This is a genomic window from Streptomyces sp. NBC_00503 (assembly GCF_036346895.1).
GTDB lineage: Bacteria > Actinomycetota > Actinomycetes > Streptomycetales > Streptomycetaceae > Streptomyces.
Genome location: NZ_CP107855.1, coordinates 66525 through 81231, shown reverse-complemented (window position 1 = coordinate 81231; position 14707 = coordinate 66525). Strand labels below are relative to the sequence as shown.

General features: G+C 69.3%; 13 protein-coding genes and 4 pseudogenes. 12 read left to right on the top strand and 5 right to left on the bottom strand.

Going from position 1 to position 14707, the window contains the following annotated elements; translation table 11 throughout:
- The first annotated feature begins 30 nt into the window (after nt 1-30).
- Nucleotides 31-969: an ABC transporter permease gene (locus tag OG490_RS00425; protein ID WP_330294256.1), complete on the top strand. Its 939-nt coding sequence runs from the start codon at nt 31-33 to the stop codon at nt 967-969.
- Nucleotides 966-3020, top strand: coding sequence for an ABC transporter ATP-binding protein (locus OG490_RS00420; RefSeq protein ID WP_330294255.1), 2055 nt, complete (start codon nt 966-968; stop codon nt 3018-3020). Before OG490_RS00425 ends, OG490_RS00420 begins: the two co-directional genes overlap by 4 nt.
- Nucleotides 3021-3039: 19 nt before the next feature.
- Here the strand turns inward: OG490_RS00420 and OG490_RS00415 are convergent, their stop codons facing one another.
- On the bottom strand, nt 3040-3177 hold the full coding sequence (locus OG490_RS00415) for a hypothetical protein (RefSeq protein ID WP_330294254.1): 138 nt from the start codon (nt 3175-3177) through the stop codon (nt 3040-3042).
- Here OG490_RS00415 and OG490_RS00410 point away from each other — a divergent pair.
- On the top strand, nt 3170-3514 hold the full coding sequence (locus tag OG490_RS00410) for a hypothetical protein (protein WP_330294253.1): 345 nt from the start codon (nt 3170-3172) through the stop codon (nt 3512-3514). The genes OG490_RS00415 and OG490_RS00410 overlap by 8 nt on opposite strands.
- Before the next feature lie 93 nt (nt 3515-3607).
- On the opposite strand, the gene OG490_RS00405 is transcribed toward OG490_RS00410, so the two are convergent.
- A complete protein-coding gene (locus OG490_RS00405; protein ID WP_330294252.1) occupies nt 3608-4195 on the bottom strand; it encodes a TetR family transcriptional regulator in 588 nt (195 codons plus the stop codon).
- A 112-nt stretch (nt 4196-4307) separates the two neighbouring features.
- Between OG490_RS00405 and OG490_RS00400 the strand changes: the two genes are divergently transcribed.
- Both OG490_RS00400 and OG490_RS00395 read left to right on the top strand, forming a co-directional pair.
- Nucleotides 4308-5291, top strand: a complete 984-nt coding sequence (locus tag OG490_RS00400) for an aldo/keto reductase (RefSeq protein ID WP_330294251.1) — start codon at nt 4308-4310, stop codon at nt 5289-5291.
- 370 nt (nt 5292-5661) lie between these two features.
- On the top strand, nt 5662-6144 hold the full coding sequence (locus OG490_RS00395; RefSeq protein WP_330294250.1) for a hypothetical protein: 483 nt from the start codon (nt 5662-5664) through the stop codon (nt 6142-6144).
- Here the strand turns inward: OG490_RS00395 and OG490_RS00390 are convergent.
- Nucleotides 6136-6968 (bottom strand): annotated as a pseudogene (locus tag OG490_RS00390) (IS5 family transposase). The gene OG490_RS00395 and the pseudogene OG490_RS00390 overlap by 9 nt on opposite strands.
- 86 nt (nt 6969-7054) lie before the next feature.
- Between OG490_RS00390 and OG490_RS00385 the strand changes: the two are divergent.
- Together OG490_RS00385 and OG490_RS00380 are read left to right on the top strand one after the other, a co-directional pair.
- Nucleotides 7055-7636, top strand: a complete 582-nt coding sequence (locus OG490_RS00385) for a YdeI/OmpD-associated family protein (protein WP_330294249.1) — start codon at nt 7055-7057, stop codon at nt 7634-7636.
- A gap of 234 nt (nt 7637-7870) precedes the next feature.
- Nucleotides 7871-8035, top strand: a pseudogene (locus OG490_RS00380) (IS5/IS1182 family transposase); the annotation flags it as partial.
- Between the two features lie 588 nt (nt 8036-8623).
- Here the strand turns inward: OG490_RS00380 and OG490_RS00375 are convergent.
- A pseudogene (locus OG490_RS00375) lies at nt 8624-8746 on the bottom strand (SAM-dependent methyltransferase); the annotation flags it as partial.
- Nucleotides 8747-8833: 87 nt separating this feature from the next.
- Entirely contained in the window at nt 8834-9784 is a 951-nt protein-coding gene (locus OG490_RS00370; RefSeq protein ID WP_330294248.1) for a GlxA family transcriptional regulator, read from the bottom strand.
- A gap of 156 nt (nt 9785-9940) precedes the next feature.
- On the opposite strand from OG490_RS00370, the gene OG490_RS00365 reads away from it, so the two are divergent.
- From OG490_RS00365 to OG490_RS00345, 5 genes and pseudogenes are all read left to right on the top strand, one after another.
- Complete coding sequence (locus tag OG490_RS00365) at nt 9941-10846, top strand: NAD-dependent epimerase/dehydratase family protein (protein WP_330294247.1); 906 nt, start codon at nt 9941-9943, stop codon at nt 10844-10846.
- Between the two features lie 123 nt (nt 10847-10969).
- Nucleotides 10970-11884, top strand: coding sequence for an aminoglycoside phosphotransferase family protein (locus tag OG490_RS00360; protein ID WP_330294246.1), 915 nt, complete (start codon nt 10970-10972; stop codon nt 11882-11884).
- Nucleotides 11885-12389: 505 nt separating this feature from the next.
- A pseudogene (locus OG490_RS00355) lies at nt 12390-12836 on the top strand (RNA-guided endonuclease InsQ/TnpB family protein); the annotation flags it as partial.
- Between the two features lie 345 nt (nt 12837-13181).
- Nucleotides 13182-14171, top strand: coding sequence for a helix-turn-helix domain-containing protein (locus OG490_RS00350; protein ID WP_330294245.1), 990 nt, complete (start codon nt 13182-13184; stop codon nt 14169-14171).
- A gap of 142 nt (nt 14172-14313) precedes the next feature.
- A complete protein-coding gene (locus OG490_RS00345) occupies nt 14314-14682 on the top strand; it encodes a hypothetical protein (protein ID WP_330294244.1) in 369 nt (122 codons plus the stop codon).
- Nucleotides 14683-14707: the final 25 nt, after the last annotated feature.

Below are 14707 nucleotides of genomic sequence, written 5' to 3'. Positions count from 1 at the left end.
CCACACGCCTGATCCAGGAGAACACCGACCATGACCGCCGCCATCGAGAGCAGCGTCCCGGGCACGCCGAGCATCGCCCGTCCCGCCGGGCGCACCACCGTCGTACTGCGCCGCTTCCTGCGCAACCGCAGCGCGCTGGTAGGCGCCGCCGTCCTCATCCTGCTCTTCCTGCTCGCCTTCGCCGGACCGCTCGTCAGCCCGTGGGACTACAGCCACATCGACTACACCGCGCTGCGGTCCGCGCCCGGCGCCGACCACTGGTGGGGCACCAACCGGATCGGCCAGGACGTCTTCGCGCAGACCGTCCGCGGGCTCCAGAAGTCCCTGGTCATCGGGCTGCTGGTGGCGCTGTTCTCCACGGTCCTCGCCTCACTGGTCGGCGCCTGCGCCGGGTACTTCGGCGGCTGGCCGGACCGGCTGCTGATGTTCTTCGTCGACCTGCTGCTCGTCTTCCCGTCGTTCCTGATCATCGCGATCGTCTCACCGCGGCTGCGCAGCGGCGGTTGGGTCGCCTTCGTCGGGCTGCTCGCCGTGTTCGGCTGGATGATCACCGCGCGGGTGGTCCGGTCGATGACGCTGTCACTCAAGGAACGGGAGTTCGTGAAGGCGGCCGTGTACATGGGCGTGAGACCGCTGCGGATCATCTGGCGGCACATCCTGCCCAACATCGCCTCGTTCCTCATCATCGACGCGACGATCGCCGTCGGCGGCGCAGTGATGAGCGAGACCGCGCTCTCGTACTTCGGGTTCGGCGTGCAGGCGCCGGACGTCTCGCTCGGCACGCTCATCGCGAGCACCACGGGGGCGGCGGTCACCTACCCCTGGATGTTCTTCTTCGCCGCCGGGCTGCTGATCGTGTTCGTCCTCGCCGTGAACCTGCTGGGGGACGGACTGAGGGACGCCCTCGACCCCACGTCGACGCGGTCCCCCAAGCGCACCCGCGCCGGATCGAAGGGAGTCGGCCGATGACCGCGACCCGCGCAGTGCTGTCCGTCAGGGACCTGGAGGTCGACTTCGACGGGACCCCCGCAGTGCGCGGGGTCAGTTTCTCGCTCGCCCGCGGTGAAGTCCTCGGCCTGGTCGGGGAGTCGGGGTCGGGCAAGTCGGCGACCGCGCTCGCGATGCTGGGTCTGCTGCCGGCCAACGCCGCCGTACGCGGCTCGGTGCGACTCGGCCGGACCGAGCTGGTCGGCGCTTCGGACACAGCGCTGACGGCGGTGCGCGGGCAGCGCATCGGGATGGTGTTCCAGGACCCGCTGTCCGCCTTCACCCCGGTGTACCGGATCGGGGACCAGATCGCGGAGGCCGTACGCGCCCACCAGGACGTCTCGCGGGACCGGGCGCGGGCGCGGGCCGTGGAACTCCTCGACCTGGTCGGCATCCCCGAACCCGACCTGCGCGCCCAGGCGTTCCCGCACGAGTTCTCGGGCGGTATGCGGCAACGCGCCATGATCGCGATGGCCATGGCCAACGACCCGGACGTGCTGCTCGCAGACGAGCCCACGACGGCCCTGGACGTCACCATCCAGGCCCAGATCCTCGACGTGCTGCGCACGGCACAGCGGGAGACAGGGGCGGCACTGGTCCTGGTCAGTCACGACCTCGGAGTCATCGCGGGAACGGCGGACCAGGTCGCCGTGATGTACGCGGGGCGCATCGTCGAGACGGGGACGGCCTCCGAGGTCTTCGGACGCCCAGCGATGCCCTACACGATGGGGCTGATAGGGGCGGTACCCCGGCTCGACGGGGGTGACGGCGCGCTCGTCCCCATCCCCGGCTCGCCGCCCGCGGCCGGGCGGACCGGTCCGGGATGCGCTTTCGCGCCGCGCTGCCCGATGGCGCAGGAACCCTGCACGCAGGCCGTCCCGGCGCTGCGGCCGTCGGCGCGGGACGCTGGAGATCACCTCGCCGCTTGCGTCCGTGCCGGTGAGATCGTGGAGAAGGGGCTCGAGGTACTCGACGTCTACCCCGTGCCCGAGATTCCGCGGGCACCCGAGCGCACCACAGGGGAAACGGTGCTCGCGGTGACCGGGCTCGTCAAGACGTTCCCCGTACTCAAGGGGACGGTCTTCAAGCGGCGGGTCGGGACGGTGCACGCCGTGGACGGGATCGACCTCGCCATCCGCGCCGGGGAGACCCTCGCGCTGGTGGGGGAGTCGGGGTCGGGGAAGTCCACCACCCTCTTCGAACTCCTCCACCTCGCCAGGCCCGAGGACGGTGACATCGAGCTGTTCGGAAAGGCCACGGCCACGCTGACCAAGGCCGGGCGACGGGAACTGCGCAGCCAGGTGCAGATCGTCTTCCAGGACCCGATGGCCAGCCTCGACCCCCGCATGCCGGTCGGCGACATCATCGCCGAACCGCTCCGCGCACAGGGGGCCGACCGGGCGAGCGCCGCCCGGCGGGTCCCGGAGCTGCTCGACCAGGTCGGGCTCGACAGGGCCGCGGCCGAACGCTTCCCGCACGAGTTCTCCGGCGGGCAGCGCCAGCGCATCGGGATCGCCAGGGCGCTCTCCGTGCGGCCGAAGCTGCTCGTGCTCGACGAACCCGTCTCCGCCCTCGACGTCTCCGTCCAGGCAGGGGTCCTGAACCTGCTGCGCCGACTCAAGTCCGAGCTGGGGCTCGCGTACCTCTTCGTCTCCCACGACCTGTCCGTCGTACGGCACATCGCCGACCGGGTCAGCGTCGTCTACCTCGGGCGGACGGTCGAGGCCGGTGCCGTCCGGGACGTCTTCGAGCGGCCCCGCCACCCGTACACCCAGGCACTCCTGTCCGCCGTACCGCTGCCCGACCCGGAACGCGAGCGCGAACGGCAGCGCGGCCGGATCCTGCTGGCGGGCGACCCGCCGAGCCCCACCCGGCGCTACGAGGGCTGCCGGTTCAGGGGCCGCTGCCCCGTGTACGCGCGACTGGATCCGGATCAGCGCGAGCGCTGCGAGACGCAGGCCCCGGAGCCGACCGCCCACGCGGCCGACCACGTGGCCTCGTGCCACTTCCCGACGGTGCGGGAGGTGCTCTGAGCGGAGGTGGTCCGGTCCCTCAGGTCCGGCACGGCCGGCGCTGTGCCGCTGCGCCGGCGCAGGCGCTCGTGTTCAGGCCGCCGGTCATGGCGAGGCCGAGGCAGCCGTCGCCGGCCGTACCGGCCACTGCCGAGAAGTCGATCAGCTCGATGAGCATGAAGGCCAGGCCGAGGACCAGCGGGCCGAGCGCTTCGGGGACGAGGGGTGATTCCCCGTTCCGTCCGGGTGAACAGGCGCCAGTCGGAGAACCGGGACAGGTCGGCGACGATCCGCAGTTCGCGCCCGCCCAGCGCGGCCGTGACCGCAGGCAGGTCGCCCGCGACGCCGAACTGCGCCTGGCCTGCGAGCACGGCGTTCAGGCGTCCCGGCCGGTGGGCTGGGTGGTGACGGTGGCGTCGATGGCCGGCGAGCATGTGGTGCAGGAACTCACTGACCGCCGTCACCTCGATGCCATCAGGGCCGGGCCGGAGGCCGGTTGGAGTGCCGGCCGTTGACGACCGTGCGCAGCTGCGCCCAGCCGCACCAGCCACTACAAACGACGCGGCCACACGCCACCAGAGCCTGCCAACCTAAAGACCCTTGCAGTGCTAGCCCGCGGCCCGCGAGGGCCGGATCAGGCGGCGAACGGATTCGACCACCGTCTCGCGGTGGCGGGCCAGGCGCGCCGGGGACCAGACGGCGCCCGGGCCACCCGCCGCCGCGGCGCCCACCGCGCCCGTCCACGCCTGCGCGAGGCCCAGTACGAGCGTGAGCAGGTCCTCGGGATCCAGCTCCGGGTCGATCCCTCCCGCCCGCTGCGCCTGCTCCACCGCCGCGATCTTGCCCCGGTAGGACTCCGCCTCGGCGTCGGTGGTGCCCGGCCGCTCCAACTGCTTCCACTGGACCAGCCGCATCAGGTCCGGCCGCTCGACCAGGTGGTCGAAGATGGCGCCCGCGTAGCCGGGCAGGTCGCGGGCGTCGAAGGGGACGGACTCCGAGCCCGTCTCCAGGGCCTGCTGGAGTACGGCGTCGAAGAGCTGTTCCTTGTTGCCGTAGTAGACGTAGATGAGCCGCTTGTTCGCCTGGGCGGCCTCCGCGATGCGATCGACCCGCGCCCCGGCGATGCCGTACGCGGCGAATTCGGAGAACGCCGCGTCGAGCAGCCGTGCCTTCGTTGCGCTGGAATCCCGTGCCATGGCAGCCAGCCTAGCAAGTAACTATCTAGTTATTGACATCCGCCGCACCCCTCCTGCAGAATCGAACTATCCGGTTAGTTACTTACTGACCCCACACCCCACGGAGGGCATCATGGAGATCCGCGCACTGGGCGGCCAGGGACTGAAGGTCGGCGCCGAGGGCCTCGGCCTCATGGGCATGAGCGCCCATTACGGAGCCACCGACGAGACCGAGTCCCTCGCCACCATCGACCGCGCCCTCGAGCTGGGTGTGACCCTGCTCGACACCGCCGAGGGCTACGGCCCCTTCCTCAACGAGCAGCTCCTCGGCAAGGCCCTCACCGGCCGCCGCGACGACGCGGTCATCGCCACGAAGACCGGCGTCGAGTTCACCGACGAGGGCGCCTTCCGCGGCCACAACGCCACCCCCGAGTACATCCGCCACTCCGCAGACCGCTCCCTGCGCCACCTCGGCACCGACCGCATCGACCTCTACTACCTCCACCGCGTCGACCCGAACGTGCCGGTCGAGGAGAGCATCGGTGCCATGGCCGAGCTGGTCTCCGCCGGCAAGGTCGGTCACATCGGCATCTGCGAGGCCGCCGCGACCACCATCGCCCGCGCCCACGCCGTCCACCCGCTGGCCGCCGTACAGACCGAGTACAGCCTTTTCGAGCGCGGCATCGAGCACGACGGCGTCCTCGACACCCTGCGCGAACTGGGCATCGGGCTCGTCGCCTACTCCCCGCTCGGCCGCGGCTTCCTCTCCGGTGCCATTACCACCCCGGACGACTTCGCCGCCGACGACTTCCGCCGCACCGACCCCCGTTTCCAGGGCGAGAACTTCGACCGCAACCTGGCGGTCGTCGACCGGGTCCGCCACCTCGCCGCCGAGAAGGGGGTCACCCCCTCGCAGCTCGCGCTCGCCTGGACCCTGAGCAGGGGCGCGGTGCCGATCCCCGGCACCAAGCGCCGCCACTACCTGGAGGAGAACGTCGCCGCGACCTCGGTCACCCTCACCGAAGCCGACCTGGCCTCCATCGACGCCGTCGCACCGCATGGCGTGGTCTCGGGGGACCGGTACGCGCCCGAGCTCATGACGTCACTGAACGGCTGACCCGCCGCCGCATCGCGGCCTGTGCGGACGCATTCGATCAGGTAGCCGTCGTTGTCGGGTTAGGGCTGCTTCGCCGCGGTCCACGCCCGGCGGCCGGGCCTAGAAGCCCCACGACTGAAGCCCTCGTTGGCTGCGTGGCTGGGCCGCCGCAATGGGGCGTGCAATCCGGGGCCGGGTTGTCGCTGAGAGGGAGGGGGTTGCGGTATCGGTGGTTCGGTGAGCTGGGGTGGACGGCTTCGCGGCGTCAGGTCCGGCTGACCTGGGGTTGGTGTGGGTTGGTTGGGAATCCTCTGGGTGTTGCAGATGGCGCTTGGGTCCAAGACGTTGTTTCTTTTGGTGGTTCTCGGGCCGAGCTGTGCAGGATCCTGCTGTGGTGCTGTTGACGTGGGTTGCTGAGGTGGCGGCCGAGCCCCTGGTCCTGGAGCCGGCTGACCGGCGGGTGGAGTGGGAGACCAAAACCTGGTCGCTGAGTACGGCGGATGGGGACAGGAGTTCGTTGTCCGTCGCCGCAGTGGTGGCTGCCTTCGAGCGGACTGCTGCTGCCATCCGGGAACGCATTCGCGATCTGGGCTTTCCCGGCGTGGCGACGTTCTACGTGTGGCACGACGAACAGGCCGGGCAGCTTCGGTGCTCGACCGGTTCTGTGGCCCCGGATGCGTTGCCGTTCAGTGGTACCTATGTGGCTTCCGACGACCTCGGTCCGGTCATCGAGGGCTTTCTGTCCGACAGCGAGCCGGGTTCCATCGCCTGGTCTGATCTAGACGATGTGCAGAGCGCCTCGGTGAAGACCGGGACCGAGCCGGAGATCAGACCGTTGGCTGTCTGGGTCGCCAGTGTCGGGGCCTCACGCTGACTGTTCCTGTCCGTCCACACGGGCGAGTCTGCGGCGACAGATAAGGGCTGCGGCTATGCAGGCGAAGGCGAGGAAGTGTTCAGCCTTGCGCTCGTAGCGTCGGTGGAGCCGACGGTAGCCGACGAGCCAGGACACGGTCCTCTCGACAGCCTATCGGTGGCGGCCGAGCCCCTGTGAGGACTCGATCCCTTTGCGGGCGATGCGGTGGCGGATGCCGCGCTTGCGGAGCCATCGACGCAGGTGATCGTCGTCGTAGCCCTTGTCGGCGTGTAGTTTCGCCGCTCGTCGCCGTCGTGGGCCTCGGCGTGAGCGGATCGGCGGGATGCCCCGCACGGGCGGTTCAAGGGTTTGGCTGTCATGCATGTTCGCCCCGGAGATACTCACCGACGGCGGCATTCCATTCCGGTCGGTGAGCAGATGGATCTTCGATCCCAACTTGCCTCGGTCGGTCGGATTCGGTCCCGCCGGAGGCCCCCCTTTGCAGCCCGCATGCTGACGGACTCGATCGCGCAGCGCGACCAGTCGAGTTCCCCGCGGGCTCCGAGTCCGTCGAGGATGACGCGGTGGAGCCGGGCCCAGACCCGGGCCCGGCTCCACTGGGCGAAGCGTCGGTACACCGTCTGCCAGCTCGGGCCGAACACCGGCGGAAGCTGCCGCCAGGTACGGTCCGAGGTCGCCACGAAGATGATCGCGGCCAGAGCTTCGCGGTCACCCGCACGACACCGGCCCCCACCCTGCGGACGTACCACCTCCGTCGGCGGTACCACCCGCCGGAACAGCACCCACAACTCGTCCGGCACCAGCCGCTCAACCAGATCCGTCATGGACGGCTCAACGAACGATCGCTCCAAAAGAATCGACGTCCAAAGTAGGTCGGAATCTGTCCTATATGGCCTCTAGTCTGCGGTGTATGCAGAAAAACGAGGACGGCGTCGAGGTTCTTGTCCCCGCGAGCCCGGCCGAGCTGGAGGCATGGCTCGACGAGCATCACGGGGAACGGACCGCGCTCTGGGTGAAGATCGCCAAGAAACATACCGGCATCCCGTCGCTCACCTGGGAAGAGATGGTCGACACGGTGCTCTGCTTCGGCTGGATCGACGGTTTGCGCCGAGGCTTCGACGACACCTACTTCCTGCAGCGCACGACACCCCGCCGCCCCCGCTCGCCCTGGTCGCAGGTGAACGTCGACAAGGCCGAGGCCCTGATCGCCGAGGGACGGATGCGCCCCCGCGGCCTCGCCGAGGTCGAGGCGGCGCGGGCGGACGGTCGCTGGGCGACGGCATACGCCTCGCAGAAGAACGCCACCGCGCCGCCGGATCTCGTCCAGGCGCTCGACGCGAACCCGTCGGCGCGGGCGTTCTACGAGACGCTCGGCAAGTCCGACCAGTTCGCCCTGTATCTCGGCCTGGTCACCGCCCGCACCGAGAAGACCCGGCTGGCCCGCCTGGAGCGGATGGTGGCGACGATGGCGAGGTCCGAGAGGCCATCATGATCAACCGTACTGGGGGTCCAGGGGGCCCGACACCCGCCCCTAGAGGCCTTCGGCGGATAACTCGCCCGTGCGGGCGGCCGGATTCACCGCAGACACCTCACGAAGCCAGGGGTCCCGTAAGTGATCTTGCCGCGTGATGATCTTGGCCGTGCACAGGTGTGATCACGGCATCCGAGCCGTCCTGGATAGCTCCGTGCACCGGGCTGAGTCCGCGCGCCTTCGGTAAGTTGGTGGTTGGTGGTCGGCCGACCGCTACCAGGTAATCACAACGACTGCCGGGCCTGGGCGGAATCCGGTGCGAGGGCCGCCGTCGGCAACACGATGACCATCGCCGATGGCGACTACCCGGGCACCGGGCTCGTGATGGCGCACCGCCGCCGCAAGGGAGAGGACCTACCCTAGTGATCAGCAGATGTGGGTTGGTGCTGTTCGGCCACCGCTGGTGGCGGTAGGCGAGGTACTCGCTGATCGCCTCGGCGGTGTAGTCGTCCAAGGGACGGTTCAAGCCCTCGGGGTCGAGTCGCCGTCCCGGCAGGTCCAGTGTTCGACCAGCATCGATCGAATCTGGCGGGCGGGCAGCGCATGGATGCCGGACAGGGCCACGACCACGCGAAGGGCCGGATCCTGCAGTGCGGCGAGTGCGACGGACTCCACCTCGTCGGTAGTGAGTGATGCGGGGATCTTGATCGCCACCTTGCCGCCCTTGATGCCTCGCATCGGCTTGTCGAAGACCTTCATCCCGGCCGGGGTGAGCCCGTGACCGTGGTGGGCTGTCTTGCCGACGTCCATCCCGAGGAAGACACCCACGCCTTCGATGTCGAACATCGGACCCTCTCCAGGTCGTTGACCGTGTCGGCCTCGCCAGTGGCACCGTGCTCGCGCATCCACGTTGTTCAGACCTGCCGCCCGCGAACTGCCCGGCATCGCGCCGGACCGGGCGGTGGCCGGGTCTCTCATCAGCGGCTCCGACGGCACGCCACGGACCCCGAAGCCGAGACGCTGCTCGGAGATGTGGAGCGGCACCGCGACCTGGCCGTGCGGCAGAAAGCGCAGCAGCGGCACACCCAGCTCGATGACGAATCGGCCGCCGGGCTCCAGATGGCGTGCGGCGCGGGCGCGCGGGGCCTGCCGGGCGCACGTGGTGGGGTCGGGATCCCTGCTCGATACCCTGGTCGGCAACGACTGCCCGGCAGGTCTTCACGCCCGGCGGCGGTGGCTGAAGGCGCCCCGGTAGGCGGCCGGGGTCATGCCGATCTGGCGGGTCAGGTGCTGACGGAGGGACTCGCCGGAGCCGAGGCCGCTGTGGTGTGCCACGTGGTCGACGGTGAGATCGGTGGTCTCCAGCAGCTCGCGCGCCCGTAGCAGCCGCTGCTGGAGCAGCCATTGGAACGGGGTCACGCCGGTCTCGGCCGTGAAACGGCGGGTCAGGGTCCGCACGCTGACCCTGGCCTGACCGGCCAGGTCGTGCAGGGAGATCGGCTGGTCCAGGTGTTGCAGGGCCCAGACGCGGGCCGCGTCCAATGAGGAGTCGGTCTCGGCCGGCAGTGGGGTCCGCACGAACTGTGCCTGCCCGCCGTGCCGCACCGGGGTGACGACCGCGGCGCGGGCCGCCGCATTGGCCGCGGCCGCCCCGTAGTCGGAGCTGATCAGGTGCAGACACAGGTCGATCCCGGCCGCCGAGCCCGCACCGGTGAGGACCTGTCCTTCCTCGGCGAACAGCCGGTCGGCGTCCACGCGCACCTGGGGGAAGGCACGTTGCAGTTCCTCGGCCAAGCCCCAGTGGGTGGTGGCGACACGGCCGTCGAGGAGCCCCGCCTGGGCGAGGACGAAGGCGCCACTGCAGATCGAGGCGACCCGCTTCCCCGCGGTGGCGGCCTCCCGCAAGGCGTTCAGCACGGCCGGCCCGGCGTCGTGCCTGCTGGCGGTCGAGGGAACGATGACGGTGTCCGCCGCCCGGACCGCTTCGAGGCCGTGCCGGATCACCACCTCGATGCCGCCGGAGGCGGCGACCGTACCGGGCACGGCGGTGCACACCGTCACCTCGTAGCAGGGGCGGCCGCCGAGCTCGGCGGCGCCGAGCAGCGCCGACGGCATGGACAGGTCGAAGGGCTTGACGGCGGGGACGGCCAGTACGGCGACACGATGCATGGCTAGATCCTTGGGGTCCATGGCATTCAGGCCACTGACCCTACCCCGCCTCACCACGACACAGTTGGGCGAGCGGACGGACGGACGGGCCTCCGCGAACCATGTCTCCCCTCTTCAGGGAGGCGCTTGACTTCGAGGGAAACCGGAGACAATGTCATGGCTGAATCAGCCGAATCAGTGGTCATCGGGGCAGGCGCGACCGGCGTTGCGACCGCCAGGCTGCTGGCCGACAGCGGCAAGCGGGTCCGCCTCATCACCCGCAGCGGCAGTGGCCCCGACCACCTCGGCATCGAACGGATCGCCCTGGACGCGGGCCGCACCGACGAGCTGGCCGAGGCACTGGCCGGCTCGACCACGGTCTTCAACGCCGCCATGACCGCCTACCACACCTGGCCGGAAACCATGCCGCCGTTGTTCACATCGATCCTCGCCGCGACCGAGCGGGCCGGCGCCGACTACGTGATGCTCGGCAACCACTACGGCTACCAGCAGACGACCGGGCCGGTCACCGAGCGCACCCCGATGACCCCGAAGACCCGGAAGGGCCGGGTGAGGGCCCAGCTGTGGCAGCAGGCCAAGGCCGCCCACGACGAAGGGCGGGTACGGGCCACCGAGGTGCGGGCCGGCCAGTACCTGGGCCCCGGCGCGGTCTCGCCGTTCACACTGCTGGTCGCGCCCCGGGTCCGCGACGGCGAACTGGCTCTCGTCCACGGCAACCCCGATGCGGCGCATGCGTTCTCGTACACCGAGGACGTCGCGGCGGCGCTGGTGGCGGTCAGCGGCGACGAACGAGCCTGGGGACGCGGTTGGCACGCACCAGTCATCACTACGACCCTCCGCCGGGCAGCGACCGACCTCGCCGAACTCCACGGAGCCCCCGAACCCCGGCTGGAGCCGCTCACCGAAAGAGACTTGGCGCTGCTGTCCTTCGCCGATCCGCTGTGGCGGGAGTTCGCCGAGATGAGCTACATGTCGGAGCGTCCGTTCCTCGTGGACGACAGCGACATCCGCGACGTCTTCGGGCTCAAGCCTTCAACGCTCCGCGAAGCGTTGGCGGCCTGATGCCGGGTTGGGGCGGACCGGGGCTCCCGGCCCGCCCCACCCGCCTGAACACGACCGGTGTCGTGAACAGCGATCCCGTTCAGTCCAACGGGAGACGACCGTTGCCCCGGTACGGTGCTTCGTATGACCGATTCCGATATCGAGATCGATATCGAGATCACCGCAGACCTGGTCCGCGACCTGCTGCGGGAGCAGCATCCGGACCTTGCGGGGCTGGACATCCGCGAAGTAGCGGGCGGATGGGACAACCGGCAGTGGCGCCTCGGGGAAGAGTTGGCCGTGCGCATGCCCCGTAGGGAACGTGCCCCGGACCTCCAGCGCAAGGAGTGCCGGTGGCTGCCCGTCCTGGCCCCGCGCCTGCCGCTCCCGGTCCCCAACCCCGTACGGGCCGGTGGACCGTCCGCGCGCTTCCCGAAGCCCTGGACGGTCATGACGTGGGTCCCCGGCAAGCCCCTGGACTCCACTTCCATCAGCCGCGGCGACCACGCGGCCGACCCTCTGGCGGCCTTCCTCACCGCGCTCTACGTGGAGGCGCTTGAAGACGCGCCGATCACCTCGGACCGCGGCCAACATCCCAAGAAGTGCACGGAGGGCTTCGACCACTTCTTCCACGCCGTCGTCCCGGGCGGCATCGCCGACGACGTCCGGTCCGTCTGGGACGACGCCGTCGCGGCGCCCGAGTGGGAGGGCCCGCCTCTGTGGGTGCACGGCGACCTCCATCCCGCGAACGTCGTCGTCTCGGACGGGATGCTCGCGGGCGTGATCGATTTCGGTGACATGTTCGCCGGCGATCCGGCGTGGGACCTCGCGGCCGCCTGGGTCATCCTTCCCGCGGGCGCCGCCCTGCGCTTCTTCGACGCCTACGCGCAGGCGGACGAGGCGACGATCCTGCGCGCCCGCGGGCTGGCTGCTCTGAAAAGCCTGTTCCTCATGCTGATGGGCCGGAACGGAGACCGGGGCCTGCCTGGAGGCAAGCCGACGTGGGGACCGGCTGGCCGGGCAGCGCTCGATCGCGTGCTGAGCGACGGTTCGATGTAGACACGGACGGAGCGACCGGACATCCGGTGTGCGGCCGCGAGATGGTCTGACCGCGGGCGGGGATCCCGCCCGCGGTGCGGTGTGGGAGGTGCTGGTGGACAAGGACGAGATCTGGACGTCCGAGGAGTACGGCAAGTCGCACGAGGGCCGGGTCGGGACGCTCCTGGGTGACGGAAGCAGCCGCAAGCCGGTGTCCTTCGACTCGAGCTCCGGAGGCTTCGGTTGGGAGGTCCGTCACTGGTCCGTCTACAACGGCGGAACCTACTCGCAGCGCCCCCAGGCGCATGCCCTGCAGGGGGAGTGCTCGTGCGGCTGGCGGGGCGAGCCCCGAGTCCTGGACCGGACGACGGCTGGCGACCTGCCCTTCCGGGAGTACGGCTGGGAGACAGCCGGGGAGTGCCAGGACGACTGGGACCGGCACATCACAGCCGTCGGAACCACCACCGTCCCCCTGCCCGCCGAACTGGAGACCCTTCTCCAGGACGTCGCCGCGGCGATCGAGCGACGGCGCCAGCGGTTCGGCCACGCACACAAGGCCGCACTCCAGCTCGTCCGCGTCCACGACGCGATAGCGCACGAGAAACTGCCGATCGCCAACATGGTGCGGGCCCCCAAGTCGAAGCCCGAACCCGACAACGCGGACAGCTTCCTGCCCAACGGGGCCGCCGCCAAGGCCGGACTGAACAAGTCGATCTACGATGCGGGTTGGGGGGCGTTCCTCGCGATCCTCACCAGCAAGGCTGAAAGTGCCGGCCGGAAAATCGTCGCGGTGGACCCTCGCAACACCTCGCGCGAGTGTCCCGAATGCGGGCACACCGCGAAGGAGAACCGTCCCGCGCAGGAGAAGTTCCACTGCGTCTCGTGCGGCCACGCCGCGCACGCAGACACCGTGGGCGCGATCAACGTTTTGAACCGGGCCGGGCTGGTCCGCTGCAACGCCAACACGGCGTAACAGGAAGCCCCGTCATTTATGGCGGGGAGGAGCCACTGAGGTCTCGTGACCGTCGGGCAAGACACAGATTCGCCCCCAGCGGCCGTGCCTGCCCGGACAGGTCCCCGTGAGCCGGGCCGCGTCGCCCTCGCGCACGGCCTGGTCGTGCCGGCGGACTGCCCCCGGGAAGCCGGGCTTGAGTCCTGCCGGAGACACCAGTGCAGGGCGCGAGACCCCAGGATGTAGCGGATTCCCGAGGTCTCGTGCATCGGCAGATTCTGGCTGTGGGTACCCCCCCCTGAAACCCGTTGCGCCGATCGCCTTGCATCCTGTTCCTCGTCGAAGAGATCTAATAGGGGGTATTGGATGTGGTCAGTGGTGTCGACGGGAGAGGTGCCGGCCGGGGAACGGTTCGACTGGTACTCCGACATCGTCGCGCGTGAGGTGATGCCTGCCGCGCTCAGCAGCGAGCGTCCCACCGAATTCCAGGGCGAGGCCGCAGTGTTGGACCTGGGGGAAATCCGTGCGTCGAGGTTCTCCTTGTCCCCCCTGCGCTCGCGGCGCACGGCCGCGATGATCCGGCGTGGCGACCCGGAGCAGTACCAGCTGGCCCTTTTGCGCAAGGGATCCACGTCGCTGTCGCAACACCGCAGCGAGTGCACCATCGGAGCAGGCGACCTCATGCTCTGGGACACCTCACGGCCCTCCGACAACCAGATGCCCGCCGCGGGCGGTCAGGTGCAAGCCACGATCCTGCTGCTGCCCCGGAACATCATGCCGCTGCGCACCCAGCGCCTGGACCAGATACTGGCCCGCCGCATACCCGGCAATCAGGGCATGGCCGCGATCCTGGCGGCCTTCATGACCTCATTCGAAGGCCACGGCGCCGAATGCACACCACAACAGCTGCGTCATCTCGGCAGGATCGCCGTCGACCTCGCGACGGCCTGCCTGGCCCAACATCTGAGCGCCGAGGACCAGCTTCCTGCCGAAGTCCGGACACAGGCCCTGGTTCAGCGGATCCACGCTTTCATCGAACACAACCTCAGCGACCCGGGACTGAATCCCTCGGCAGTCGCCGCCCACCACAACATATCGGTACGCACTCTCCATCAGCTCTTTCACGACCAAGAGGAGAGCGTCCAAGCCCTGATACGTCAGCGCCGCCTCGAGCGGTGCCGCGCCGATCTCGCCAACCCTCGTCTGCGAGCCCACCGTTTGAGCGCCATCGCCGCCCGTTGGGGCTTCAGTGGACCCGTGGTCTTCAGTCGTACCTTCCGCGAGGTATACGGAATCAGCCCTACCGATTTCCGTGCACTGAGCGTCAAGGATTCCCGCACCCAACGTTCAGTCTGACGATCGATTCCGGACTAGATTCGGCAGCGTCGGATCTACTCTTAGTCACCATAGATGCGATGATCTCAATATGACCGGTGGTCGACTCCGGGCTTCTCGACCTAGGTGTCGTTGCACCCTCCATTTCAACTTTGGGGAACTCGTGAGAATTGGCAAGACGGTCGCTGTGGCCCTTGGGGCAACAATTCTGGCCGCCACTGGAATTGTCAGCTCCGCGGGCATTGCCGCAGCAGGCAGCAATGGCCAACAGGTGTCCGTGTCGACGCGCTATTCCGACCGGATCGAAGTGTGCGGCAACAACCAGGCCGGCACCCGCATATGCAGCGACTTCATCAACACCCCCAACTATTGGACCCCAGTGGGAGGTTGGTGGTGGCAGGGAACCGTCGAAGTCTGGGGAAAGCAGTACGATGGCCCCAACGGCACCCCTGTCTACCGGTACGCGACGTGCTATGTACCCAAGAGCCAGTCAGGCGACTGGACGTCCTGCGACCTGGCCGGAGACCTCTGAGTCCCGGCGCACACGCTCCGAGCGG

What these genes read in the sequence shown, in the direction of transcription:
- OG490_RS00425 (WP_330294256.1), top strand. Translation starts at nt 31, where the DNA reads ATGACCGCCGCCATCGAGAGCAGCGTCCCGGGCACGCCGAGCATCGCC.
- OG490_RS00420 (WP_330294255.1), top strand. Translation starts at nt 966, where the DNA reads ATGACCGCGACCCGCGCAGTGCTGTCCGTCAGGGACCTGGAGGTCGAC.
- OG490_RS00410 (WP_330294253.1), top strand. Translation starts at nt 3,170, where the DNA reads ATGAGCATGAAGGCCAGGCCGAGGACCAGCGGGCCGAGCGCTTCGGGG.
- OG490_RS00415 (WP_330294254.1), bottom strand. Translation starts at nt 3,177, where the DNA reads ATGCTCATCGAGCTGATCGACTTCTCGGCAGTGGCCGGTACGGCCGGC.
- OG490_RS00405 (WP_330294252.1), bottom strand. Translation starts at nt 4,195, where the DNA reads ATGGCACGGGATTCCAGCGCAACGAAGGCACGGCTGCTCGACGCGGCG.
- OG490_RS00400 (WP_330294251.1), top strand. Translation starts at nt 4,308, where the DNA reads ATGGAGATCCGCGCACTGGGCGGCCAGGGACTGAAGGTCGGCGCCGAG.
- OG490_RS00385 (WP_330294249.1), top strand. Translation starts at nt 7,055, where the DNA reads ATGCAGAAAAACGAGGACGGCGTCGAGGTTCTTGTCCCCGCGAGCCCG.
- OG490_RS00370 (WP_330294248.1), bottom strand. Translation starts at nt 9,784, where the DNA reads ATGCATCGTGTCGCCGTACTGGCCGTCCCCGCCGTCAAGCCCTTCGAC.
- OG490_RS00365 (WP_330294247.1), top strand. Translation starts at nt 9,941, where the DNA reads ATGGCTGAATCAGCCGAATCAGTGGTCATCGGGGCAGGCGCGACCGGC.
- OG490_RS00360 (WP_330294246.1), top strand. Translation starts at nt 10,970, where the DNA reads ATGACCGATTCCGATATCGAGATCGATATCGAGATCACCGCAGACCTG.
- OG490_RS00350 (WP_330294245.1), top strand. Translation starts at nt 13,182, where the DNA reads ATGTGGTCAGTGGTGTCGACGGGAGAGGTGCCGGCCGGGGAACGGTTC.